Source organism: Pectinatus haikarae (genome assembly GCF_015732185.1).
Taxonomy (GTDB): Bacteria; Bacillota; Negativicutes; order Selenomonadales; family Selenomonadaceae; genus Pectinatus; species Pectinatus haikarae.
In genome coordinates this window covers 155,972-177,247 of record NZ_WIQM01000015.1, presented here as the reverse complement: position 1 = coordinate 177,247, position 21,276 = coordinate 155,972, and the positions used below count along the sequence as shown (strand labels likewise).

Genomic DNA, 21,276 nt, shown 5'->3' with positions numbered 1-21,276 from the left:
TTTGGTGGACTAACCAGAAATAAAGAGGTAATTTTATGAAAAAATATCGTTTGGGTATTGAGGCAACCCTTGAAATACTCGGCGGAAAATGGAAAGCGCTAATTATATGCTTATTGATGTCCGGTACAAAAAGAACAGGGGAGCTGCAGCGTCTTATCCCCGGAATTTCCCAAAAAGTTCTTGTACAGCAGCTCCGTGAACTTGAAAGAGATGGTGTTGTGGGACGCCATGAATACAGCGAAATGCCGCCGAAAGTTGAGTATTATATGACTGAATACGGGGTTACGGCAAATAAAATCATTGATATTATGTGTTCATGGGGCAGAGATAATATTAAAATACGGCAACAGCAAGGAGAAGATATAGAATTGTTAGGAAAAGAACAAAAATAAAAATCTTTACTCTTGCTGCTTGGATAGTTTAGATCAAATAGACAGCTTGTGAATCAATTATTGATAGAAAAAATGTTTAGTGCAACAGTTCCGTTAGATATTAAATATGGTTTATGGTAAAATTTATTGAAGTCATTTGTTTTAAAAAAATTTATGTATAATCATCATTTGATTGTTAAATTGATGATTATACAGTTTCGAGCAGGTAGAAATAGAAAAATAGAGGAGTGATATGTATTGCCGGAGCAAAATGACACCGTGATTTTGGAAATAAAAGAAAACATTGCAGTGATTATCTTGAATAGACCAAGGGTAATGAATGCTTTTAATGATGAATTGGTGAAGATGTTTTACAGTATCCTCAAGAAAATAGCCAATGATAGTTCTATAAGAGCAGTTGTTATCACAGGTGCCGGAAAAGCATTTTCGGCAGGTGGTGATCTCAATTATCTTTCGTCTCTCGGACCTGCTGAAGCGAGAGAGTTTATAAAATCGGTAGGAGATATTGTCAGGGAAATAATGACAATGGAAAAACCAGTTGTTGCGATGGTAAACGGAGTGGCTGCGGGTGCTGGTTTTAATCTGGCTTTAGCCTGTGATATTGTTTTTTGCGCTGACTCAGCACGCTTTGGACAAAGCTTTGCAAAGGTGGGACTTATACCTGATTGCGGCGGTCTTTATCTTTTACCGCGGGCTGTGGGCATATATAAAGCAAAAGAATTGATGTTTACAGGTAAACTTATCGAAGCAAAGGAAGCGCTGCATCTGGGAATTGTGAATCAAATTATAGAAAAAGAAAAGTTGCAGGAATTTGTTTGTCAATTCGCACGTGATTTGGCAGAAGGTTCTCCGCTGGCGCTGTCAATTACAAAATCTATGCTTAATCGCAGCGGAGGGATGACGCTTGATGATGTACTTGAAGGTGAAAATGCTCAGCAAACTGTTTGTATGCAGACGGAGGATTTTAGGGAAGGTACAGCTGCGTTCAGAGAAAAAAGAAAACCGGTATTTAAGGGTCGATAATTAAGTATAGAATAAAATCGGCAGCTGCATTTGTTTATGCAGCTGCCAATTTTATTTTTCTATAAAGATCTCTAGACACCGGCAGGAAGTTTATCTTCCATTAGATTTCGCAGGTCAAGTGTCGGTCCGTCAGTGACAAATGTTCCGTCTCCGTTGGCGTGAAATTTACGAATTTCTTTGTGCTCTTCATCATACCAGGCATTGATGCCCTGCAGCACAAAGAAATTTTGTGATTCCAGATAATCAGTTACTTTACATTCGATACAGGCAAGGCATTCACCTATAAGGGGTGCTTTGATCTTTTCAGCAGGTAAAGCAGTAAGACCAAATTGCTGAAATTTGTCTATGGTTTTACCGGAACAATCACCTATATGAACTGTTTTTTCGGCTAATTCTATGGTAGGGACGGCAAGAACACATTCCCTGTTTTTGAGAAGCGCATTGAAGGAATAGTTCCAAGGTCCGGTTGCCACGGCTATTTTTGGTGTGAAATCAAGAACCATATGCCAGGTTATAGCCATAATGTTATAACGGGATTCGTTGTAAGTGGTCACTAAGAGCACAGGACCGGGTTCGATAAAGGTAAATGCTTTTTCAAGCGGATACGATTTCATAGCCATTATAAATTGTCCTCCTGTCGGTAAAATAATATCAATGAATTCGCATGCCATATTGTTTAGGGAAACTGTCTTCATGATAATATTATTATTGTCAGGTTACAATGTATTTTTTGTAAATGATAAATTAAATTTTGTGTATTTAAGCATGAGCCTTTTGCAATGATACGTGCTTTTTCCATAAAAGAGCATTGGATAAGAATAATGCCAGTATTATTGCGCAGCTCAAAAGCAGCACTACACCGATCCAGCCCTGCCAGATAAGGAATTTACCGCCCAATGCACCGATAATACTGGAACCTACATAATAAAACAGCAGATATAATGCAGAGGACTGCGCTTTCCCGGTGGGACTTAATTTTACAACCATACTGCTGGCTATAGAATGACTGCCGAAAAAACCGAAGGTAAAAAGCGCAATACCGAGTATTTTGAGCCAAAGAGGCATAAAAAGAGTGAGCAAAACGCCGGCAAGCATGAAACATAAAGAAATATCCAGCATCTTGAAAGCTCCCCGGTTATTTGCCAGACGCCCCATCAGTGTTGAACTGAATGTACCGACAAGATAGATAACAAAAATGAAGCCGACAATAGTCTGGCTCAGTGAATAAGGTGGATTTATCAGCGGATATTCGACATAATTGTATAATGCCACAAAGCTTCCCATAATAAGAAAACCAATCATATATATACAAAGAAGATTGCCGACCTTTAGATTTGCAGAAAATTGACGGACGATGTCATGAATTTCAAGAGTACGCCTGGTGAAGTTTCGAGAAACGGGAAGATTCCTGAAAAACCAGATACTTATTAGGAGACTTAAAATACTTAATACAGCAATAGCCGCATGCCAGGAAAAAAAATCAGAAATGGTACTGATGATAATTCTGCCGAGAAGACCGCCTATTGAATTGCCACTGACAAAAATACCCATTACAATTGCCGTAATGGAAGGATGAAATTCTTCCTGTATATATGTCATCGCAATAGCCGGATAGCCTGCTAAAAATATTCCCTGAAGAATGCGCAGTGGAAGTATCGCTGAAAAATTATCCGTGCAGGCAACAATTCCCGTTAAAATCGTAGAGCCGATAAGAGAAATGCTCATTATTGTTTTTCTGCCAAATTTATCCGACAGCGAAGGTGTAAGAAGCATTGCCACAGCAAGACTGGCAGTAGCCGTCGAGATGGAAAGACTCGCGGTAGACGGAGAAATAGAATATTCTGAAGAAAAAATAGGAATAAGCGGTTGATAACAATAAAGCAGAGCAAAAGTTACAAAGCTGCCAAAGAATAAGGCAATAATTGTTGACCAATATTCCTTGTCGCCTTTTTGGATGAAATTAGAAGACACTATTATGCAATCCTTTCAATATGAACAGATACTTTTTTTTTAATAATAAATAGTATACAATACAAATTAATATGCGGGAAGAAACAAATTTGCACATGCATTGTGAGTAAATGTCATAGAAGGAGAATGGCGATGGACATAATTAAATGCAAAGTTCTGCTGACAGCAGTCGATGCAGGGAGTTTTTCTGCTGCGGCAACGATCTTGGGGTATACGCCGTCAGGGGTGACCCGAATAATAAATGCTTTGGAAAAAGAAATAGGCTTCGCAATTCTTATGAGAAGTCACAAAGGAGTAAAAATTACGAAGGATGGAGCGCAAATGCTGCCCCTTCTGCGTAAGCTGGTGCATTTTCATGAACAAACAGAACAGCTGGGAGCACAGATTCGCGGGCTTGATGTTGGAAATCTGACAATTGGCACATTTTATAGCATCGCTGCGTGCTGGCTGCCGGAAATAATCAAAGCCTTTCAGTCTGACTACCCTGGCATTAAAGTGCATACAATGGAGGGGGCAAACAGTGACCTGCTGCATTGGTTTGAAGAACATCGGATCGATTGCTGTTTTTTCAGCGAATATCCCGTAGAAGGAGACTGGATACCGTTAAAACGAGATCGGCTTGTCGTTTGGCTGCCGCAGGATCATCCCAAGGCTGATTTATCTGTTTTTCCTATAGAAGAAATTAACGGCGCTCCGTTTATAGAAACATTGCCTGACTGCAACACGGATATTGAACGTTTTCTGCGGGAAAAAAAACTTCGTCCTGATATACGTTTTACGACGATAGATAATTATACAACCTATTCAATGGTCGCAGCGGGACTGGGCATCAGTCTGAACAAGGAACTGATGTCAGTCAATTGGTCAGGCAATGTGGCAATAAAGCCGCTTGATCCGCCATATTATATAACACTGGGAATAGCACTGCCCTCCCTGCATAATGCGTCGCCGGCAACAAAAAAATTTATTGCCTATGCACAAAAAGTGATTCAGAATAAATATGGTGAAAAGATGTGAGTGTTTTTGGGCGCCGACAGAAATTTATCTTCAACAGCATTGGTGAATGTGGGCAGCTGTGTGTTCATATGGAAAGGTATATGATCAAATAATTGTAAGAGTCATCTGGATGTGCGGTATGTCGCATTCGAGAAATTCATCAGAGGTTTGTTGGAAGCCAGCTTTTTCATATAAAGTTTTCACATATAATTGCGCTGCTATTTTTATTTTATCCGCTTTCATTCGCTCTTTTGCAACTTGGATACCGCTGGCAACAATTTTACTGCCTAAACCGCATCTCCTTTTCATGGTCAAAACGCGGCCGATAGTGACTTCTGGAAAAGCAAATCCCCTATCTATCACGCGCAGATAAGCTTGTACCGTATTTTCATCGCGTAAAAATACATGATAGGCATGCAGATCTTTGTCGTCAAGATCTTGATATAAGCATTTCTGTTCCACGACAAACACAGCAAACCGAGCTTTCAATATTTCATAGAGTTCCGAGGTCGATAGTTCTTCAAAACGTTTGACAACTAATTCCATATAAGAGTTTCTCCCGAGTAAAAATATTAATTTATCGTTTATTTTACGATATGTTTGCCGCCTATGAAATAATTTTTCCAATAATCATTATCCAGACGATCGATGCGAACGCCTTTACTGGTGGAAGCATGGATAAATTGGCCGCTTCCCAGGTAAATGCCGCAATGGCTGATATCTGTGAGATCGGTAGAAAAAAATACCAGATCGCCCGGCTGCAATTGATTTACAGGAACTTTTTTGCCGATTTTATATTGTTCATCGGCGGTACGCGGAATAATAATATTATTTTGCTTAAAGATGTACTGCAGATACCCGGAACAATCAAAGCCCTTCGGTGTTTCTCCGCCGTAAATATATGGTGTTCCCATATATTTTTTTGCGGTGGATATTATAGAACCCACTTTGCCGGAAGGAAGAAATACAGGTGTTTCAGGAACGCTTCGGGCGCGGATAGCAGCAATGGCCGCAGCTTCAGACTGTGGCTTTTTTGTGCCTGCGGAGGCAGACTTTTTTTGCACAGGAGGCACATAAACGGAAGCAGTCGTCTGCGGTTTGGCGGCAATATGATTGCCGACGGGAGAAATCGGAGCTGCTGCAGAAACAGAGGCTGGTCTGCCGGTGTCTTTTTCTCCGGTCAGCAGCCACCATGTTTTCCTGTCGACAATACCGGTATCCGGTAAGTTGTTGTCAGCTTGAAAGGCTTTGACTGTTTTTTGTGTGGACTCGTCAAAAATGCCGGTTACACTGACGGTATAATTGCCCTTTAATAATAGCTGTTGCAGCACGGTTACATCATGGCCTTCTGAATGCAGCTTCAGGATCGGTGCAGCATGTAATGTACCAATAGGTGAAAGAAAAAAAATGAATACAGCAGGGATGATGCCTCTTATTATTTTATTCATGGCCGAAAAATCCTTTCTGTTCTCAGTCATGCAATATGTGCTGTAATCCCTGCTTCAGCAATATGACAACATGGTTGTCGTCAAGCGAATACCATGCTTCCTTGCCTTCACGGCGGAATTTTACCAGACGGGCACCGCGCAGAAGCCGCAGCTGATGCGAAATCGCTGATTGTCCCATCTGCAATGTTGCAGCTATATCGCAGACACACATTTCATCATTTGACAAGATGGTAAGTATTTTAATCCGAGTAGGGTCACCAAGAATTTTAAAAGTATCAGCCAGATGGCCCGTTGTTTTTTCGTCTAAAAGATGCAGCTTTGATTTATTGATCATATCCTGATGAACATGGTAGATTTCACACATGTCACAGTCTTTGCTTTCAGGTTCTTTTGGCATAAGTTCTCCTTGTTGTTCGGGAAAATAATTATTAACTAAGTATAGTATAGCAGAATTTTAAGCAGGCACAAAGCAAATATATTAATTTTGATGTTTGGCAAATCAGCGCAGGGATGGGCCTGTATGACATAGAAATTGATTATAGAATAATACTGGGATGGTTATTATTGGGTGAACATATTTTTGTCAGCTTTTTGTTTGGGGCGTCGCTGATTATCTGCAGTGTTTATTTATCTGTAAAATTCACCAAATAATTTTGATATACTCTTGACAACTTTACATCCTCATAGTAGAATAAAACCAAATTAAATATCTGCCTTAAGAAACCATTGATGCGGAGATAAAAATACATCGTGCACTTACAGAGAGCCATCGTTGCTGAGAGATGGCAGGACGCAGGGTATTAAATGGACCGCAGAGGGCACAGTCAAAGGAAGAGAGCAGTCTCTGCCGAGTATTCTGTGACGCAGCACAGGCGTTATCTGTGAGGGATATGTTGGTATCCTGCATTGAGAGGGAAAGTTTTTTCCAAGCAAGGTGGCACCGCGAGTAATTGAAAATATATACTCGTCCTTGACAAAGTAATTTGTCTTAGGGCGGGTATTTTTATTTTGTCCATTTACTATAAAGGGGTGCATAAATAAATGATAAACTACAAACCGGGTCTGGCAGAATTGAAAAAAATGGCAGATAGTTATGATGTGCTGCCGGTGAGCAGAACGCTTTTCGCTGATATTAAAACGCCTATAGCTGTGTTAAAAGCAATGAAAAATGTCAGTGATTGCTGTTTTTTGCTGGAAAGTGTGGAAAGCGGTGAGAAATGGGGCCGTTATTCGTTCCTGGGTTTTGATCCGTCGGTAGAGATAAAATGCAAGGATCATAAAATGATGATCAAAGATAAAAATGGTGAAAAGTCATTTTATACGGAAAATCCTTCTAAAGAACTACGTACTCTGCTGCAGCAGTACAAAAGTCCGCGATTTGATTTTCTGCCGCCGCTGACGGGTGGATTAATAGGTTATTTTTCTTACGAATATATACGATACAGTGAAAAAAAATTAAATTTTGCCGGTAAACAACAAGAGCTTAATGATGTGGATCTGATGCTTTTCGATAAGATCGTCGCTTTTGACAATCTGAAGCAGAAAATATTTTTGATCGCCAATATACGGACGGATGATTTAGAAAAGAACTACGAAAAAGCGCAGGAAGAGCTGGATAATTTAGCAATGCTCGTCAGTAACGGTGCACCATGCAATGAGCAGCCGGGAAAACTTACTACTCCCTTCAGCGGGGAAATGACGGCAAAGGAATATGAAAAATTAGTCGAAAAAACAAAAGTGTATATAAAAGAGGGCGATATATTCCAGGCAGTTCCTTCCAATCGACAGGAAGCCGGATTTACGGGAAGTCTGCTCAATGCTTACCGTATGCTGCGCACGAGCAATCCGTCTCCATATATGTTTTATTTGAGCGGCAGACAGATAGAGCTGACCGGAGCATCACCGGAAACTTTGGTAAAACTCAAAGACGGTGAACTTTCTACTTTTCCGATAGCAGGTACTATGCCGCGCGGGAAAAATGCGGCAGAGGATGCGGCATTGGAAGAAAAATTATGCCATGATGAAAAAGAGCTGGCAGAACACAATATGCTGGTCGATCTAGGGCGAAATGATCTTGGCAAGATAAGTGAATTCGGCACCGTAAAAGTCAAAAATTTTCATAAGATAGAACGCTTTTCTCATGTTATGCACATAACATCGACAGTTACCGGCAGAATACGCAAGGATAAGGATGCACTTGATGCCATAGAGGCCACGCTGCCCGCGGGAACGCTGTCAGGGGCGCCTAAGGTCAGGGCCGTGCAGATTTTGCATGAATTGGAAAAAAGCATGCGCGGCATTTATGGGGGAGCGGTCGGTTATATAGATTTTACCGGCAACATGGATGTATGCATAGGCATACGAATGGCTGTTGCCTATGATAACAAGGTCTATGTCCGTTCCGGCGGCGGCGTCGTTTTTGACAGTGTGCCGCAGACAGAATATATGGAGTCGCAGAATAAGGCCAGAGCTATGATCGAGGCAATTGAAAGAACACAGGAGGTCGGAGAATAATGCTGCTGTTAATAGATAATTATGATAGTTTTTCCTACAATCTTTATCAGCTTTTGGGTGAAATAGACGCTGATATAAAAGTAATCAGAAATGATGAATTGACCGTTGAAGAGATCAGAGCGCTTTCTCCGGCTCGAATCGTTCTGTCACCTGGACCGGGCAGACCGGAGGATGCCGGTATCTGTAAGGATGTCGTGCGCACACTGGGCAGTAAGATTCCCATATTAGGTGTCTGTCTGGGACATCAGGCTATCGGTGAGGTATTTTCGGCAACAGTCGGTTATGCGAAGAAAATCATGCACGGTAAAAAAAGCATGATCACAGTAACAGGCAACATGCCCATTTTCAAGGGAATGCCGGAAAAATTTGAGGCGGCCAGATATCATTCGCTTGCGGTTGACAGGAATACTATTACCGATGAACTGATAGTGACGGCACAGACTGATGACGGTGAAGTAATGGCTATGAGGCATCGCGATTATCCTATTTACGGTGTGCAGTTTCATCCGGAATCTATTCTGACATTTGGCGGAAAATGTATTTTGCAGAACTTTTTGCAGACAGGTGGTGCGGTACAATGATAAAAGAAGCTATTCATCAAATAGTAAAGGGAAATGATCTGGATTATAAAACTGCTAATACAGCCATGCTGGAAATAATGGAAGGTAAAGCTACAAATGCACAGATAGGCGGTTTTTTGACAGCTCTTCGTCTAAAGGGAGAAACAGTCGACGAAATAGCAGCCTGTGCCGCAGCCATGAGGGAAAAATGCACACAGGTAGGACACCGGAGTGACGATGTTTTGGAAATAGTAGGCACCGGCGGTGATGAAGCGAATACTTTCAATATTTCAACCACGGCTTCCTTTGTTGTCGCGGCCGCCGGTGTAACTGTGGCAAAGCATGGCAATCGCAGTGTCTCAAGCAAATGCGGGGCTGCCGATTGTCTGGAATCGCTTGGTGCCAGGTTGGAGCTTGACGCTCTGCAGAATAAAAAAATGCTGGATGATATAGGTATGTGCTTCATGTATGCACCCGTTTACCATGCATCCATGAAATATGCGGCGCCTGTACGAAAAGAGCTGGGTGTCAGAACCATTTTTAATATACTGGGACCATTGGGTAATCCGGCAGCAGCCAATATACAGCTCATGGGTGTTTATGACAAAGAGCTTATACGTCCTATGGCAAAAGTTTTGGCAAAACTGGGAGTGCAAAGAGGTGCCGTGGTCTACGGTGACGGACTTGATGAAATTACAGTGTGCGGCAAAACAACTGTGTGTGAAATTGCTGGCGGCAAATTCAATGAATATGAAATAGATCCTAAAAATTATGATATGGAATATGCTGCACTCAGTGAGCTGGTCGGCGGTGCGGGCATGGAGAACGCGCAGATCACGAAAACGGTTTTATCAGGTGCTCCGGGCGCAAAAAGAGATGCCGTGCTTTTAAACGCGGGAATGTCATTATATTTGGCGGGCAGGGCAGCAAATCTGGCAGACGGCATGGAAAAAGCAGCAAATGCAATTGACAGCGGAAACGCTTATAAAAAGATGGAAGAATTTATAAAAACAACCAACGAGGTGTGACGAGTATGATCCTGGAAAAAATTGCCGCAAAAACACGCATCCGTGTGGAAGAACGCAAGCGGCAAAAATCGCTCGAAAAAGTGAAGAAGGAGGCATATGGCAGAAAAAACAAAAATCCGTTCTTATTTGAAAAAGCTTTGCGTGGAAAAGATATATCCTTTATTTGCGAGGTGAAGAAGGCATCACCGTCAAAAGGCATTATTGCGGAAGATTTCCCTTATCTTGATATTGCCAGGGATTATGAAAAAGCGGGTGCGGCGGCTATTTCTGTATTGACAGAGCCGGAGTTTTTTCTGGGGAGTGACGTATACCTGCGCGAGATAGCCGCTGCTGTGGACATCCCGGTACTGCGCAAGGATTTTACAGTGGATGAATATCAGATTTATGAAGCGGCTATTCTGGGTGCGGGAGCGGTTTTACTGATCTGCGCGCTGCTTTTAACCGAACAGCTGATTCGTTTTCGGCAGATAGCTGATGAACTGGGAATTTCGTGTCTTATAGAGGCACATGACGATGCCGAAATAAAAAAGGCTTTGGCCGCAGGAGCACGTATAATCGGGGTCAATAACCGCGATCTGCGTGATTTTTCGGTGGATATAAACAACAGTATAAACCTCCGCAAAGAGGTGCCGGCAGATGTTATATTCATATCGGAAAGCGGCATTAAAACAGCAGAAAATATTGAAAGATTGCGGAAAAATAATGTACAGGGAGCGCTGATCGGTGAGACATTCATGCGCAGCGCAGACAAAGTGAAGGAACTGACGAAGCTGTATGGGCCGGTCAGGATACCCCGTACGAAAATATGCGGTGTTTCCCGTATGGAGGATATTGATGCGATAAATATGGTCCAGCCGGATTACATAGGCTTTATTTTTGCACCAAGCAGAAGACAGGTCACTTCGTCGCGTGTCCATGAAATGAAAGTGCCGCTTTCATCTTCAATAGATGCGGCAGGTGTTTTTGTCAATGAAGTAACAGCGGCCATAATCAATGCGGCACATTCGCTTGCGCTGGATGTGATACAGCTGCACGGTGATGAAACGGAAGAGGATATCATCCGCATAAAAAAAGAAACAGGCTGTGCTGTATGGAAGGCGGTTCGTGTCAAGGACAGCAGTGATATAGATAAATGGCAAAACTCAGCGGCTGATTTGCTGCTTTTTGATACATTTTCGGGAACTGAAGCAGGCGGTACCGGGCATAGTTTTGATTGGTCACTTCTGGAAAGAGTTGACAGACCCTTTATGCTGGCAGGCGGTCTCAGCAGTAAAAATATTGCCAGAGCAATAAGACAGGCTGCTCCGTGGGGCGTAGATATCAACAGCGGTGTGGAAACAGACGGTGTGAAAGATGCGGTAAAAATAAAAGAAATAATGTCGATCATAAGGAGATTGAAATGAGTAAAAAAGGCAGATTTGGCATTCACGGCGGACAGTATATACCGGAAACACTGATGAATGCTGTAATAGAACTGGAAGAAACTTATAATGAATATAAGAACAATGAAGCATTTGTAAAAGAACTGGACGATTTATTGAAAACATACGCAGGCAGGCCTTCTCTTTTATATTATGCCGATCGTATGACAAGAGATCTGGGCGGTGCAAAGATATATATAAAACGTGAAGATCTCAATCATACAGGCTCACATAAAATAAATAATGCATTGGGGCAGATCCTGCTGGCAAAAAAAATGGGCAAGACACGCGTCATTGCCGAAACGGGAGCCGGACAGCACGGTGTTGCCACGGCAACAGCTGCGGCTTTTATGGGAATGGAATGCGAAATTTTTATGGGCAGGGAGGATACCGATCGACAGCGGCTCAATGTTTATCGTATGGAACTTTTAGGTGCGAAAGTGCACGCAGTGACAAGCGGGACACAAACGCTGAAAGATGCAGTCAACGAAACGATGCGTGAATGGACAAAACGGATTGATGATACACATTATGTACTGGGGTCGGTAATGGGACCTCATCCTTTTCCGACAATTGTCAGGGACTTCCAGAGTATTATAAGTAAAGAAGCAAGACAGCAGATCCTTGATACGGAAGGCAGGCTGCCTGATGTTGTAATGGCGTGTGTCGGCGGCGGCAGCAACGCTATGGGCATGTTCTATAATTTTATCAATGATAAGAGTGTGCGTCTTATCGGCTGTGAAGCGGCAGGGCGAGGTATTGAGACGGGTAAGCACGCAGCGACGCTGACTACCGGTACGGAGGGAATATTCCACGGCATGAAATCCTATTTCTGCCAGGATGAATACGGGCAGATAGCACCTGTATATTCTATTTCGGCAGGCCTGGATTATCCGGGAATAGGACCGGAACACGCATATCTGCATGACACGGGCCGTGCGGAGTATGTGCCGGTAACGGATGATGAAGCGGTAGACGCCTTTGAGTACCTGTCACATGTAGAAGGTATAATACCGGCCATAGAAAGCGCTCATGCAGTGGCGCATGCTATAAAAATAGCGCCAAAAATGAAAAAAGACGCAGTGATGATTATCTGCCTGTCAGGCCGTGGTGATAAGGATGTGGCAGCAATAGCGCGTTACAGGGGGATAGATATACATGACTAAAGTACAGGACGCATTCAAAAATAAAAAAGCCTTTATTGCCTTTATCACCGCAGGTGATCCTGATATGGAAACCACGGAAAAAATAATTATTTCGATGGCGGAAAATGGTGCCGATCTGATAGAAATAGGCATACCTTTTTCTGATCCGGTTGCGGAAGGACCTGTCATAGAACAGGCTAGTCTGCGATCTCTTGCCAACGGCACGACAACTGATAAGATTTTTGCCATGGTGAAAAAAGTACGAGAGAAAGTACAGATACCGATGGCCTTTATGACATATGCCAATCTGCTGTTTGTTTACGGGAAAGAAAAATTTTTTGCCAAATGCCGTGAAGCGGACATAAATGCTATCATTATTCCTGATATCCCTTTTGAAGAAAAAGATGAACTTATATCATACGCAAATAAAGAGGGGGTTGAAATGGTGTCATTGATAGCACCTACTTCTCTGCAGCGTATAGGCATGATAGCAAAAGAAGCGCAGGGCTTTATTTATCTCGTATCTTCATTGGGGGTAACAGGTGTGAGAAGCGAAATAAAGACAGATCTTGCCGGTATAGTAAAAGTTATCCGCCAAAACAGTAAGATTCCAGTCGGCATCGGTTTCGGCATAGCGACTCCGGAACAGGCATATAAAGCGGCAAAAACAGCTGATGCAGCTATAGTGGGCAGTGCAATAGTAAATATTATAGCGCAGCATGGCAGGAATGCACCGGAACCTGTCGGTGCATATGTGAGAAAAATGAAAGAAGCGGTTATGCGGGCGGCAGAATAAAAGCAGATAAAAATAACGTATATATGTTTGCAGCTGCATACTGGATATTCCGGCAAAAAGCTCTCTGATTTCAGAGGGCTTTTTGTTGTTGATAAAAGTTCTTCCAATGTGAAGAATATAATAAAAAAATAATATATTGATAATCAAACATGACTTTAACAATTATATTATAACAGTATAAATATGCTGAAAAAGGAGTTTTAAACCATGAGGCTTTTAAAAAATTTCCGTATGCTGGGTGTTGCTTTGGCAATGACGGTAATCTGTGTATTGGTAAGCCCCCCAGTTACTGAAGGAGCTGCGGCAGTTTCAGAAACAGAAACTGCCAGCACACCGCAGCTGCAAAGTGAGAATTGGGCGCCGGAAGTCAGAGGCACACTAAATGATTTTTTGCTGACTTACGGAAAATATTCACCAAACTATGATAAACATGAGCGTCCCTATGCCGTTTTTGATTTTGATAATACGACATCGGTTTTGGATGTGGAAGAACAGCTGATGATCTGGCAGCTTGAACATCTGGCATTTGCCGTTCCTCCTCAGAAATTGGCTGAAGTACTGGAAACAGGCATACCAATCGAAAAATTATCCTTGACATATGGGGCTGATGACGGTTCCGGTCGGCCTGTGACGATCCAAGCCGGTATAAATGATGCGGTCAGGGCTTATGCTTCTCTCTATAAGGCGGGAGTGGTTTCAGCTGAAGGACGGGAACAGTCCGGACAGATCAAACAGAGTTTTGAATATCAGGAATTTGTCACTAAAATGCGTTGGTTATATGATGCTATATCAGAAACGATGGACACATCGGTCTCTTATCCGTGGGTGACATACTGGTTTACAGGTATGACGCCGGGGCAGGTTTATAATCTTGCTTATGCCTGTGACAGCTATTATGGTGATCCGGCCAAAGCACAAACATGGTCAAAAGGGAAATATACAAGTCCGGCTGACAGAAAAAGTGATACCGGTGTTATTACCGTGTCATATAATCAGGGAATCACCGTTACACCGGAAATCAAGGAGCTATATAAAGCCTTGGCTCAAAACGGTATGGATGTCTGGATCAATTCGGCCTCGGCAATTGACGTAATACGTGCCGCTGTGAAGTATTTTGATATACCGGGGGTAAAAGGCATCGTGGCAATGACTAACCGGCTCGGCAGTGATGGTAAATATATCAATGCCTATGATTATAATGCACATCCTCAGACGCAGGGAGTGGGCAAATCACTGACGATCGAAAAAGTTATCGCGCCGTTATATCATGGGAGAGGTCCGATTTTTACGGCAATGGATTCGCAGGGGGATTTCAACTTTTGTACAGAATTCAAGGATACTAAAGCTGTACTCATTATGAATCGCCGCCGTAAGGACGACGCTGCTTTATGTGCGGCTGTAGCGGAATATCAAAAAAGCCATAACATAACATTGCAGCAGGCCAATGCGGCAGGTGATACGAAATTCGTTCTGCAGGGACGCAACGAAAACACAGGGCGGCTTTGGCCTGATGACCAAACTTTGCTGCTGGGGAAACAGGATAAAGTATTTTTGTCTGATAAAGCAGATAAAGCTGTTACCGAGTTAAATAACGGTGCAAGTATTGCTGAAGTTCTGCAGAAAAACACCAAATTGAAGGACTATAAAGGATATAAGACGCGCTGAGAGAAGCGGATTGGAAATTTGAATAAGCATGGAAATACTCCCTGACTTTTTTAGTCCGGGAGTATTTTTTTCGAAAGAACTGTTTACATATTTTGATTAAGTGAGACAGTTTTTTGTTTTGCCCATAAGGAGATGTGGCATTGAATATTGCTCAAGTAGAGGACTCTTTTTCTTTAGTGGATTGAGCGCAAAAATTCTTTAGCAAACAAATGAATTTTTGTGCAGCCCTGGATAAATAACGATTTTTACGCCAAATGACAATAGCTATGCGGGATGGTTTTTCGATAAGCGATGTATAGCAAGGTGCCAACTTAGGCTGCACAGATTGGATTAATGTGTGAGGTAAAAGTGTGACGCCGATACCTGCTCCAGCAAGCGCCTGTGCAGCATCCATGCTTTGTGTTTCCAGTTTGATCTGAGGAGAAAAACCAGCTTGACGGCATAATTCAAGTAATGTGCAATGCAATTTTTGACCCTGTTCCATCAGAATGAAAGGAGTGTTTTTTAATTTTGATAAATTAATTATTGGCGGTTTTGAGAAAATACCGGGAGATAGATTATATTCACGACAGATAGGGTGATACGGCGGAATGGCTAAGAGGAGTCTTTCCTTAAATAGTTCCTCATAAGAAAAATTTTTTTTGTTAATTGGCAAAAGAGAAATTGATATATCTGTTTCTCCATTTAGGGCAAGTTCTTCCAGCCGTAAAGTCGTATCTTCACATAATTCCAAGGTAATAGCAGGATATTTTTTCTGAAAATAAGGGATAAATTTAGCTAATAAATATGTACTGCGAAATGGAGAGCATCCTATTGTAATATGTCCTTGATTTAAATGCATAACGTCATCTACCTGTTGGTAGAATTGTTCACTTGAGTCAAGAATCTGCCGTGCTGTATTTACATATAATTCACCGATATAAGTTAACTTTAAAGGAGTTACACTTCTGTCAAATATAGGAGCACCAATTTTTTTTTCTACAGTCAATAATAATTGACTTAAAGATGGTTGTGATATATAGAGTTTTTTTGCCGCCAATGAAATGTTTTTTTCTTCAGCTATTTTTAGGACATAACGTAATTGTCTATATTCCATAAATATAAGCGACCTCCATAGGCTTTATACTATGATAATCATAATAAAACAAGTATTTTACTTATATTATATTATAATCTACAATAATTTCATAGAAATATTTATTTTTTTCTATAAAAACTAAATATTGAAATAAATTTAATGCATTAGAGGTGATAAGATGAATCGTTTAGTACGAGGCAGCATCGTATTGGTATCATTAATGTTGATATGGTTGCTTCCTGTTCCTGCTGGTCTTACTGTAGAAGCATGGCATATATTTGCCATTTTTGCAGCTGTAATTTTAGGATTTATTTTGCAGCCAATGCCATTGGGAGCAGTCGCATTGGCAGGTGTTACTTATCCGGCACTTATTGGATTATTGAAACCATCAGAAGTACTTGCCGGTTTCAGTAATACAACAATATGGCTTATAATATCGGCGTTTTTATTTGCAAAAGGTTTTATCAAAACAGGTCTGGGGAAACGTATTGCTTACAAATTAATTTTTTGGTTTGGCAGTAGTAGCTTGAAACTCAGTTATACGCTTGTTATCAGTGACTTCATTATTAGCCCGGCGACACCCTCAAACACAGCACGGTCTGGGGGGATAATGTTTCCTATTGTGAGAAGTCTGGCATCGGTATTTGATTCAGAACCAGGCCCCACTGCCCGCAAGATAGGGGCGTTTCTTTTAGCTGTTTCCTTTCAGGCTGATGCGCCTATTGCAGCAATTTTTTTGACTGCATGCGCACCGAATCCCCTGATGGCTACGTTAGCTAAACAAACTGCAAATTTAGATATTACGTGGGGCCTTTGGGCGATAGCGGGTATTGTACCGGGGATTATTTCTATTATTGTAATTCCCTTCTTCCTTTATCGGACATATACACCAGAAATAAAAGATACACCTGAGGCACAACAGCTTGCGGGAAAAGAACTTAAAAATATGGGTGAAATGACACATAATGAAAAAATTATAAGCGGTGTTTTTATCGGAGCACTGCTCCTCTGGAGTACATCACAATATACACATATAGATGCCACAATAGTTGCCTTACTGGGAGTGTCGGTTATGCTGATATTTCATGTACTCGAGTGGGAGGATGTTATCAGTGAAAAGGGCGCATGGGATAGTATGATGTGGATGGGAGGAATCATCGGTCTTGCTGAGGCACTAAATAAATCGGGTTTTATTCAATGGTTCGCCCAAAATGTTACACAATCATTGAACGGAGTGTCTTGGGTAATAACACTTGGTGTACTTTTTCTTGTATATCTTTATAGTCACTATGCATTTGCAAGTCTTTCCGCTCATGCAACTGCTATATATGCCCCCTTTTTAGCAGTTGCCGTTGCAGCAGGTGCACCGCCTTATTTTGCTGCAATTGGTCTTGCTGTACTTTCAAATCTTATGGCAGGACTTACTCATTATGCTACAGGAGCTGCGCCGGTCTATTTTGGTGCAGGATTTATAGGCCAGAAAGACTGGTGGAGAATTGGTTTCACATGTTCAATAATAAATTTCATCATTTGGATCGGTATTGGTTCGCTTTGGTGGAAACTTATTGGTATTTGGTAGTAATTAATTTTACTAAAGAGGGATGGTATTATGATAGAAAAAGAAGCCGCAGAAAAAATTACGGATACGATGGTAAAATTTATAGATTATACGGGTAAATGTTTGCCCGATGATGTGCGTGGAAAACTTGATGAACTTAGCAGACAGGAAACTATTCCACTGGCAAAAATAATTTATGATACAATGATGAAAAATCAAAAACTTGCGATAGATTTGGATAGACCAAGTTGCCAGGATACAGGAGCTATACAATTTTTCATAAAATGCGGTGCGAAATTTCCTTATATTGGAGAGCTGCCGGCGTTATTGAAAGATGCCACAATGCGTGCAACCAAAGCAGCACCTCTCAGACATAATTGTGTGGAAACTTTTGACGAATATAATACAGGTAAAAATGTGGGAACAGATATTCCCTCAATTTTTTGGGATATTATACCTGATACCGATAAACTTGATATTAACACTTATATGGCAGGTGGAGGATGTTCTCTGCCCGGAAAAGCTATGGTATTAATGCCGGGAGAAGGATATGAGGGTGTCACGAAGTTTGTACTGGACCAAATGACGACGTATGGACTAAATGCATGTCCGCCGCTTTTGGTCGGAGTCGGCATTGGAACCTCTGTCGAAGTTGCAGCTGTGCTGTCTAAGAAAGCACTCATGAGGCCTTTGGGATCACATAATAAGAATGCACGTGCAGCTGAAATGGAAAAACTTTTAGAGGAAGGTATAAATAAAATAGGACTTGGACCACAGGGACTCATGGGGAAAAATTCCGTAATGGGTGTCCATATTGAGAATGCTGCACGTCATCCATCCGTTATAGGTGTGGCTGTAAATGTGGGTTGTTGGTCTCATCGCCGCGGACATATTGTGTTTGACCGTGAACTGAATTATGTTATCGACTCACATTCGGGGGTGAATTTTTAATGGATAAAAAAATATTAACAACACCAATTCAGGCAGAAGATCTTGAAGATATAAATGTAGGAGATATTATATATCTTAACGGATATATCACGACTTGCCGTGATGTCGCACACAGAAGGCTCATTGAAGAAAAACGTGATCTGCCTATTGATATTCGTGGAGGAGCAATTCTACATGCAGGGCCAATAATACGTACATTGGATGAAGATAAATATGAAATGGTTTCGGTAGGACCTACAACCAGCATGCGTATGGAAAAATTTGAAGAAGAATTTATAAAAAAAACAGGTGTTCGGTTGATTGTCGGCAAAGGAGGTATGGGGAAAGGCACTATGGCAGGATGCCAAAAGTATAAGGCATTACATGTGGTTTTTCCTGCCGGATGTGCTGTAGTAGCTGCGAAATGTGTAGAATATATTGAAAGTGCAAAGTGGAAGGACTTAGGGATGCCCGAAACACTTTGGACCTGTAAGGTAAAAGAATTCGGGCCGCTTATAGTATCAATAGACACACACGGACGCAATCTTTTTGAGGAAAATAAGATTATTTATGATAAACGAAAAGATGAAGCGTATAAAGAAATATGCAAGCATGTAAGCTTTATAAAATGAGAGGATATATTATGTTTTTCCCTCTGAGTAATCAGAGGGCTTTTTTCTTTGCCAGAACATGAGCCGGGATATTTCGCGTGAAATGAACTTTACACTGACTTTTAACTATTATATTTTTTGGGTATGAAATACTTTATAATAATGTTCCAGCGTATCTGCCATGCCCTGCTCTATAGAATCTCTTACTTCAAAATAGTTTTCAGGCAGATTTTGTCTTAACCTGGTATAAGCATTAACTATAAAATCAGTATAGATATTTATCTTAGCTATACCGCCAAGTGCACATTTTTCCAAATTTTCGTAACCTGAAGATGAACCTCCGTGCAGTACCAATGGCACATCTATATGTTCTGCTAATTCGCCCAGTCTGGCAAAATTTATTTTTGGCGTTCCTTTATAAAGGCCGTGTGCAGTGCCTATAGAGACGGCCAGACTGTCAAGACCGCTCTGTTCAGCAATTTTTTTTGCTTCGTTAACAGTCGTATAAATACTATTATCACCAAGGTCAGTTTCTCCCTGTCCAACATTTATGCCCGTCCCTACATGACCTATTTCTGCTTCTACTGTTATATTATGCCTGTGGGCGAACATGACGACCTTTTTTGTTATTTCTATATTTCCTGCAAGATCATGCATTGAAGCGTCAATCATTACTGATGTAAAACCAAGTTCCACGGCTCTTTCTATAAAGGCAAGATCCATTCCGTGATCCAAGTGTAAAGCCACTGGGACGGAAGCCTTCTTTATATACAATTTTCCTAGAAGTGCGGCTTCCTCTATATCTAGATATATTGAGTGTGCTTGTGCATATGATAATATCAAAGGCAGTCCCAATTTTTGGGCAGTTCTTATGTGTGTTCTAACCGATAATTGGTCGACAAAATTTGCCGATGGTATTGCAAAACCCCGCTTCTTTGCCTCTTGCAGCATCTCTTTTGTTGATACAAGCATATTATTACCTCTTTTTATAGTTTTATTCGATTATTTATTTTGCCCATAATGATCAAAAATTTTGATAGCCTGACTGATTTGTTCTTTGGTCAGAAAGGCTATATCACTACTGACAGCTCTGGCGGAAAGATAGGTTTTAGCGGCTTCTTCCAAATAAACACAGGAGCAGAGTGCCTGTTTCAAATCTGTTCCTACGGATATTACGCCATGATTTTTTAATATTACCGCCAATTTTTCTCCAATATTTTTTACGGTTTCCACACCCATTTGTTTGCTGGCTGCAGAGCTGAACTTACAGACTTTCACACTGCCCTTGACGGCATTTGCCAATGTCGTAAGAACGCATGGTAATTCATCGGCAACAAGACCGACTGCAGTTGCGTATGGCTGGTGTGTATGAATAATTGAGTTAATATGAGGCATATTATTATATATATACAATAATGCTATTGTATCAACTGAAGGACGTCTTGTACCTTCTAAAATTTTTCCGTCAATGTCCATCATCAGAATATCGTCTGCCGTGAGTTCTTCATACACCATTCCTGAAGGAGTCACCAGGATTTCTCCCGAGGGCATGCGCCAGCTTACATTCCCGCCTGAAAGGGCAATAAGACCATAACGATCAATTTTTATACCCGTATCAATAATTTGCTGCTTTTCTTCTTCAAACAATTTATCTTCCCTCCACATGTGAACACCGATTACCTGCAATGCTTTTCAATGATTCAGGATGTATCCTGTTTTCAAGATTTGTTATATATTTATACAGAGCATTGCCATTGTTAAAACTGTTTGCATTAAACCAAAATCGTCCTTTACCGAATAATGGTTTATTTATTCTAATGAACATATCTCTTGAATATCTTGATTCCCTTACTTTAAAATATTTTATGCTGCAGTAACTATAGTACTGAACTCTTCCCATAGAATAAAATGAAATGTAATCATCAGCTATGATAATTTTATCAGGATAACTGCCGGCAAAAAAAGTATTATAAACAGTATACAGAGATATTATTCCCGCCAAAAGGCAAAACGTGCTGTATTCTGGATAAATAAATAATACTGTCATACAAGCTGTTAATCCGCATACAGAAGTTGCTGCAGGAATTAAAATCCGAAAAATAAATTCTTTTTTCGAACAAATATATATTTTCATAATATT

At 41.1% G+C, this 21,276-nt stretch carries 22 protein-coding genes and 1 other annotated feature; of the genes, 13 read left to right on the top strand and 9 right to left on the bottom strand.

Features of this window, described 5'->3' with window-relative positions; genetic code table 11:
* Positions 1-35: 35 nt before the first annotated feature.
* Positions 36-392 carry a winged helix-turn-helix transcriptional regulator gene (locus I6758_RS10265; protein ID WP_196605166.1) on the top strand — a complete coding sequence of 119 codons (357 nt, stop codon included), beginning with the start codon at positions 36-38 and terminating at the stop codon, positions 390-392.
* Positions 393-629: 237 nt separating this feature from the next.
* Positions 630-1,415: an enoyl-CoA hydratase/isomerase family protein gene (locus I6758_RS10260; RefSeq protein WP_196605165.1), complete on the top strand. Its 786-nt coding sequence runs from the start codon at positions 630-632 to the stop codon at positions 1,413-1,415.
* Positions 1,416-1,486: 71 nt separating this feature from the next.
* Here the strand turns inward: I6758_RS10260 and I6758_RS10255 are convergent, their stop codons facing one another.
* Both I6758_RS10255 and I6758_RS10250 read right to left on the bottom strand, forming a co-directional pair.
* Positions 1,487-2,035, bottom strand: a complete 549-nt coding sequence (locus I6758_RS10255) for a flavin reductase family protein (RefSeq protein WP_196605164.1) — start codon at positions 2,033-2,035, stop codon at positions 1,487-1,489.
* 139 nt (positions 2,036-2,174) lie between these two features.
* Entirely contained in the window at positions 2,175-3,386 is a 1,212-nt protein-coding gene (locus tag I6758_RS10250) for an MFS transporter (RefSeq protein WP_196605163.1), read from the bottom strand.
* Positions 3,387-3,518: 132 nt separating this feature from the next.
* Between I6758_RS10250 and I6758_RS10245 the strand changes: the two genes are divergently transcribed.
* The gene (locus tag I6758_RS10245) at positions 3,519-4,403 is read left to right on the top strand and encodes a LysR family transcriptional regulator (RefSeq protein ID WP_196605162.1); all 885 of its coding nucleotides are present in this window, start codon (positions 3,519-3,521) and stop codon (positions 4,401-4,403) included.
* A gap of 84 nt (positions 4,404-4,487) precedes the next feature.
* On the opposite strand, the gene I6758_RS10240 is transcribed toward I6758_RS10245, so the two are convergent.
* From I6758_RS10240 to I6758_RS10225, 3 genes are read right to left on the bottom strand one after another with little or no spacing between them, the layout of a single operon-like run.
* Positions 4,488-4,928, bottom strand: a complete 441-nt coding sequence (locus tag I6758_RS10240; RefSeq protein ID WP_196605161.1) for a GNAT family N-acetyltransferase — start codon at positions 4,926-4,928, stop codon at positions 4,488-4,490.
* Positions 4,929-4,966: 38 nt separating this feature from the next.
* Positions 4,967-5,830: a C40 family peptidase gene (locus I6758_RS14920; RefSeq protein WP_231038625.1), complete on the bottom strand. Its 864-nt coding sequence runs from the start codon at positions 5,828-5,830 to the stop codon at positions 4,967-4,969.
* A 22-nt stretch (positions 5,831-5,852) separates the two neighbouring features.
* Positions 5,853-6,164, bottom strand: coding sequence for an ArsR/SmtB family transcription factor (locus I6758_RS10225; protein ID WP_196605241.1), 312 nt, complete (start codon positions 6,162-6,164; stop codon positions 5,853-5,855).
* Between the two features lie 383 nt (positions 6,165-6,547).
* Positions 6,548-6,805 (top strand) — a binding site (T-box leader).
* Between the two features lie 66 nt (positions 6,806-6,871).
* Between I6758_RS10225 and trpE the strand changes: the two genes are divergently transcribed.
* The 7 genes from trpE to I6758_RS10190 all read left to right on the top strand — a co-directional run bounded on the left by trpE (position 6,872) and on the right by I6758_RS10190 (position 14,959).
* On the top strand, positions 6,872-8,344 hold the full coding sequence (trpE, locus tag I6758_RS10220; protein WP_196605160.1) for an anthranilate synthase component I: 1,473 nt from the start codon (positions 6,872-6,874) through the stop codon (positions 8,342-8,344).
* The gene (locus tag I6758_RS10215) at positions 8,344-8,925 is read left to right on the top strand and encodes an anthranilate synthase component II (RefSeq protein ID WP_196605159.1); all 582 of its coding nucleotides are present in this window, start codon (positions 8,344-8,346) and stop codon (positions 8,923-8,925) included. The genes trpE and I6758_RS10215 overlap by 1 nt, the downstream gene beginning before the upstream one ends.
* Positions 8,922-9,932: an anthranilate phosphoribosyltransferase gene (gene trpD / locus I6758_RS10210; protein ID WP_196605158.1), complete on the top strand. Its 1,011-nt coding sequence runs from the start codon at positions 8,922-8,924 to the stop codon at positions 9,930-9,932. Before I6758_RS10215 ends, trpD begins: the two co-directional genes overlap by 4 nt.
* 5 nt (positions 9,933-9,937) lie before the next feature.
* Entirely contained in the window at positions 9,938-11,335 is a 1,398-nt protein-coding gene (gene trpCF / locus I6758_RS10205) for a bifunctional indole-3-glycerol-phosphate synthase TrpC/phosphoribosylanthranilate isomerase TrpF (RefSeq protein WP_196605157.1), read from the top strand.
* Positions 11,332-12,519, top strand: coding sequence for a tryptophan synthase subunit beta (gene trpB, locus I6758_RS10200; protein ID WP_196605156.1), 1,188 nt, complete (start codon positions 11,332-11,334; stop codon positions 12,517-12,519). The genes trpCF and trpB overlap by 4 nt, the downstream gene beginning before the upstream one ends.
* On the top strand, positions 12,512-13,294 hold the full coding sequence (trpA, locus tag I6758_RS10195; protein WP_196605155.1) for a tryptophan synthase subunit alpha: 783 nt from the start codon (positions 12,512-12,514) through the stop codon (positions 13,292-13,294). The genes trpB and trpA overlap by 8 nt, the downstream gene beginning before the upstream one ends.
* A gap of 207 nt (positions 13,295-13,501) precedes the next feature.
* Entirely contained in the window at positions 13,502-14,959 is a 1,458-nt protein-coding gene (locus tag I6758_RS10190; protein ID WP_196605154.1) for an HAD family hydrolase, read from the top strand.
* Between the two features lie 151 nt (positions 14,960-15,110).
* On the opposite strand, the gene I6758_RS10185 is transcribed toward I6758_RS10190, so the two are convergent.
* Positions 15,111-16,055, bottom strand: coding sequence for a LysR family transcriptional regulator (locus I6758_RS10185; RefSeq protein ID WP_196605153.1), 945 nt, complete (start codon positions 16,053-16,055; stop codon positions 15,111-15,113).
* 160 nt (positions 16,056-16,215) lie between these two features.
* Between I6758_RS10185 and I6758_RS10180 the strand changes: the two genes are divergently transcribed.
* Genes I6758_RS10180 through ttdB form a run of 3 tightly spaced genes read left to right on the top strand, consistent with a single transcriptional unit; the run spans position 16,216 to position 19,157 of the window.
* Positions 16,216-17,616, top strand: a complete 1,401-nt coding sequence (locus tag I6758_RS10180; protein ID WP_196605152.1) for an anion permease — start codon at positions 16,216-16,218, stop codon at positions 17,614-17,616.
* A 30-nt stretch (positions 17,617-17,646) separates the two neighbouring features.
* Complete coding sequence (gene ttdA / locus I6758_RS10175) at positions 17,647-18,546, top strand: L(+)-tartrate dehydratase subunit alpha (RefSeq protein WP_196605151.1); 900 nt, start codon at positions 17,647-17,649, stop codon at positions 18,544-18,546.
* Entirely contained in the window at positions 18,546-19,157 is a 612-nt protein-coding gene (gene ttdB / locus I6758_RS10170) for a L(+)-tartrate dehydratase subunit beta (protein ID WP_196605150.1), read from the top strand. The genes ttdA and ttdB overlap by 1 nt, the downstream gene beginning before the upstream one ends.
* Positions 19,158-19,265: 108 nt before the next feature.
* On the opposite strand, the gene I6758_RS10165 is transcribed toward ttdB, so the two are convergent.
* Genes I6758_RS10165 through I6758_RS10155 form a run of 3 tightly spaced genes read right to left on the bottom strand, consistent with a single transcriptional unit; the run spans position 19,266 to position 21,270 of the window.
* On the bottom strand, positions 19,266-20,108 hold the full coding sequence (locus I6758_RS10165) for a class II fructose-bisphosphate aldolase (protein ID WP_196605149.1): 843 nt from the start codon (positions 20,106-20,108) through the stop codon (positions 19,266-19,268).
* Positions 20,109-20,138: 30 nt separating this feature from the next.
* Entirely contained in the window at positions 20,139-20,783 is a 645-nt protein-coding gene (locus I6758_RS10160; protein WP_196605148.1) for a class II aldolase/adducin family protein, read from the bottom strand.
* Position 20,784: 1 nt separating this feature from the next.
* Positions 20,785-21,270 carry a hypothetical protein gene (locus tag I6758_RS10155; RefSeq protein ID WP_196605147.1) on the bottom strand — a complete coding sequence of 162 codons (486 nt, stop codon included), beginning with the start codon at positions 21,268-21,270 and terminating at the stop codon, positions 20,785-20,787.
* Between the last annotated feature and the right edge of the window lie 6 nt (positions 21,271-21,276).

Coding starts and splice junctions, on each gene's coding strand:
- I6758_RS10265 (WP_196605166.1), top strand. CDS start 36: ATGAAAAAATATCGTTTGGGTATTGAGGCAACCCTTGAAATACTCGGC.
- I6758_RS10245 (WP_196605162.1), top strand. CDS start 3,519: ATGGACATAATTAAATGCAAAGTTCTGCTGACAGCAGTCGATGCAGGG.
- I6758_RS10215 (WP_196605159.1), top strand. CDS start 8,344: ATGCTGCTGTTAATAGATAATTATGATAGTTTTTCCTACAATCTTTAT.
- I6758_RS10155 (WP_196605147.1), bottom strand. CDS start 21,270: ATGAAAATATATATTTGTTCGAAAAAAGAATTTATTTTTCGGATTTTA.
- trpA (WP_196605155.1), top strand. CDS start 12,512: ATGACTAAAGTACAGGACGCATTCAAAAATAAAAAAGCCTTTATTGCC.
- I6758_RS10240 (WP_196605161.1), bottom strand. CDS start 4,928: ATGGAATTAGTTGTCAAACGTTTTGAAGAACTATCGACCTCGGAACTC.
- trpCF (WP_196605157.1), top strand. CDS start 9,938: ATGATCCTGGAAAAAATTGCCGCAAAAACACGCATCCGTGTGGAAGAA.
- I6758_RS10185 (WP_196605153.1), bottom strand. CDS start 16,055: ATGGAATATAGACAATTACGTTATGTCCTAAAAATAGCTGAAGAAAAA.
- I6758_RS10255 (WP_196605164.1), bottom strand. CDS start 2,035: ATGGCTATGAAATCGTATCCGCTTGAAAAAGCATTTACCTTTATCGAA.
- ttdA (WP_196605151.1), top strand. CDS start 17,647: ATGATAGAAAAAGAAGCCGCAGAAAAAATTACGGATACGATGGTAAAA.
- I6758_RS10165 (WP_196605149.1), bottom strand. CDS start 20,108: ATGCTTGTATCAACAAAAGAGATGCTGCAAGAGGCAAAGAAGCGGGGT.
- I6758_RS10190 (WP_196605154.1), top strand. CDS start 13,502: ATGAGGCTTTTAAAAAATTTCCGTATGCTGGGTGTTGCTTTGGCAATG.
- trpD (WP_196605158.1), top strand. CDS start 8,922: ATGATAAAAGAAGCTATTCATCAAATAGTAAAGGGAAATGATCTGGAT.
- ttdB (WP_196605150.1), top strand. CDS start 18,546: ATGGATAAAAAAATATTAACAACACCAATTCAGGCAGAAGATCTTGAA.
- I6758_RS10225 (WP_196605241.1), bottom strand. CDS start 6,164: ATGATCAATAAATCAAAGCTGCATCTTTTAGACGAAAAAACAACGGGC.
- I6758_RS14920 (WP_231038625.1), bottom strand. CDS start 5,830: ATGAATAAAATAATAAGAGGCATCATCCCTGCTGTATTCATTTTTTTT.
- trpB (WP_196605156.1), top strand. CDS start 11,332: ATGAGTAAAAAAGGCAGATTTGGCATTCACGGCGGACAGTATATACCG.
- I6758_RS10180 (WP_196605152.1), top strand. CDS start 16,216: ATGAATCGTTTAGTACGAGGCAGCATCGTATTGGTATCATTAATGTTG.
- trpE (WP_196605160.1), top strand. CDS start 6,872: ATGATAAACTACAAACCGGGTCTGGCAGAATTGAAAAAAATGGCAGAT.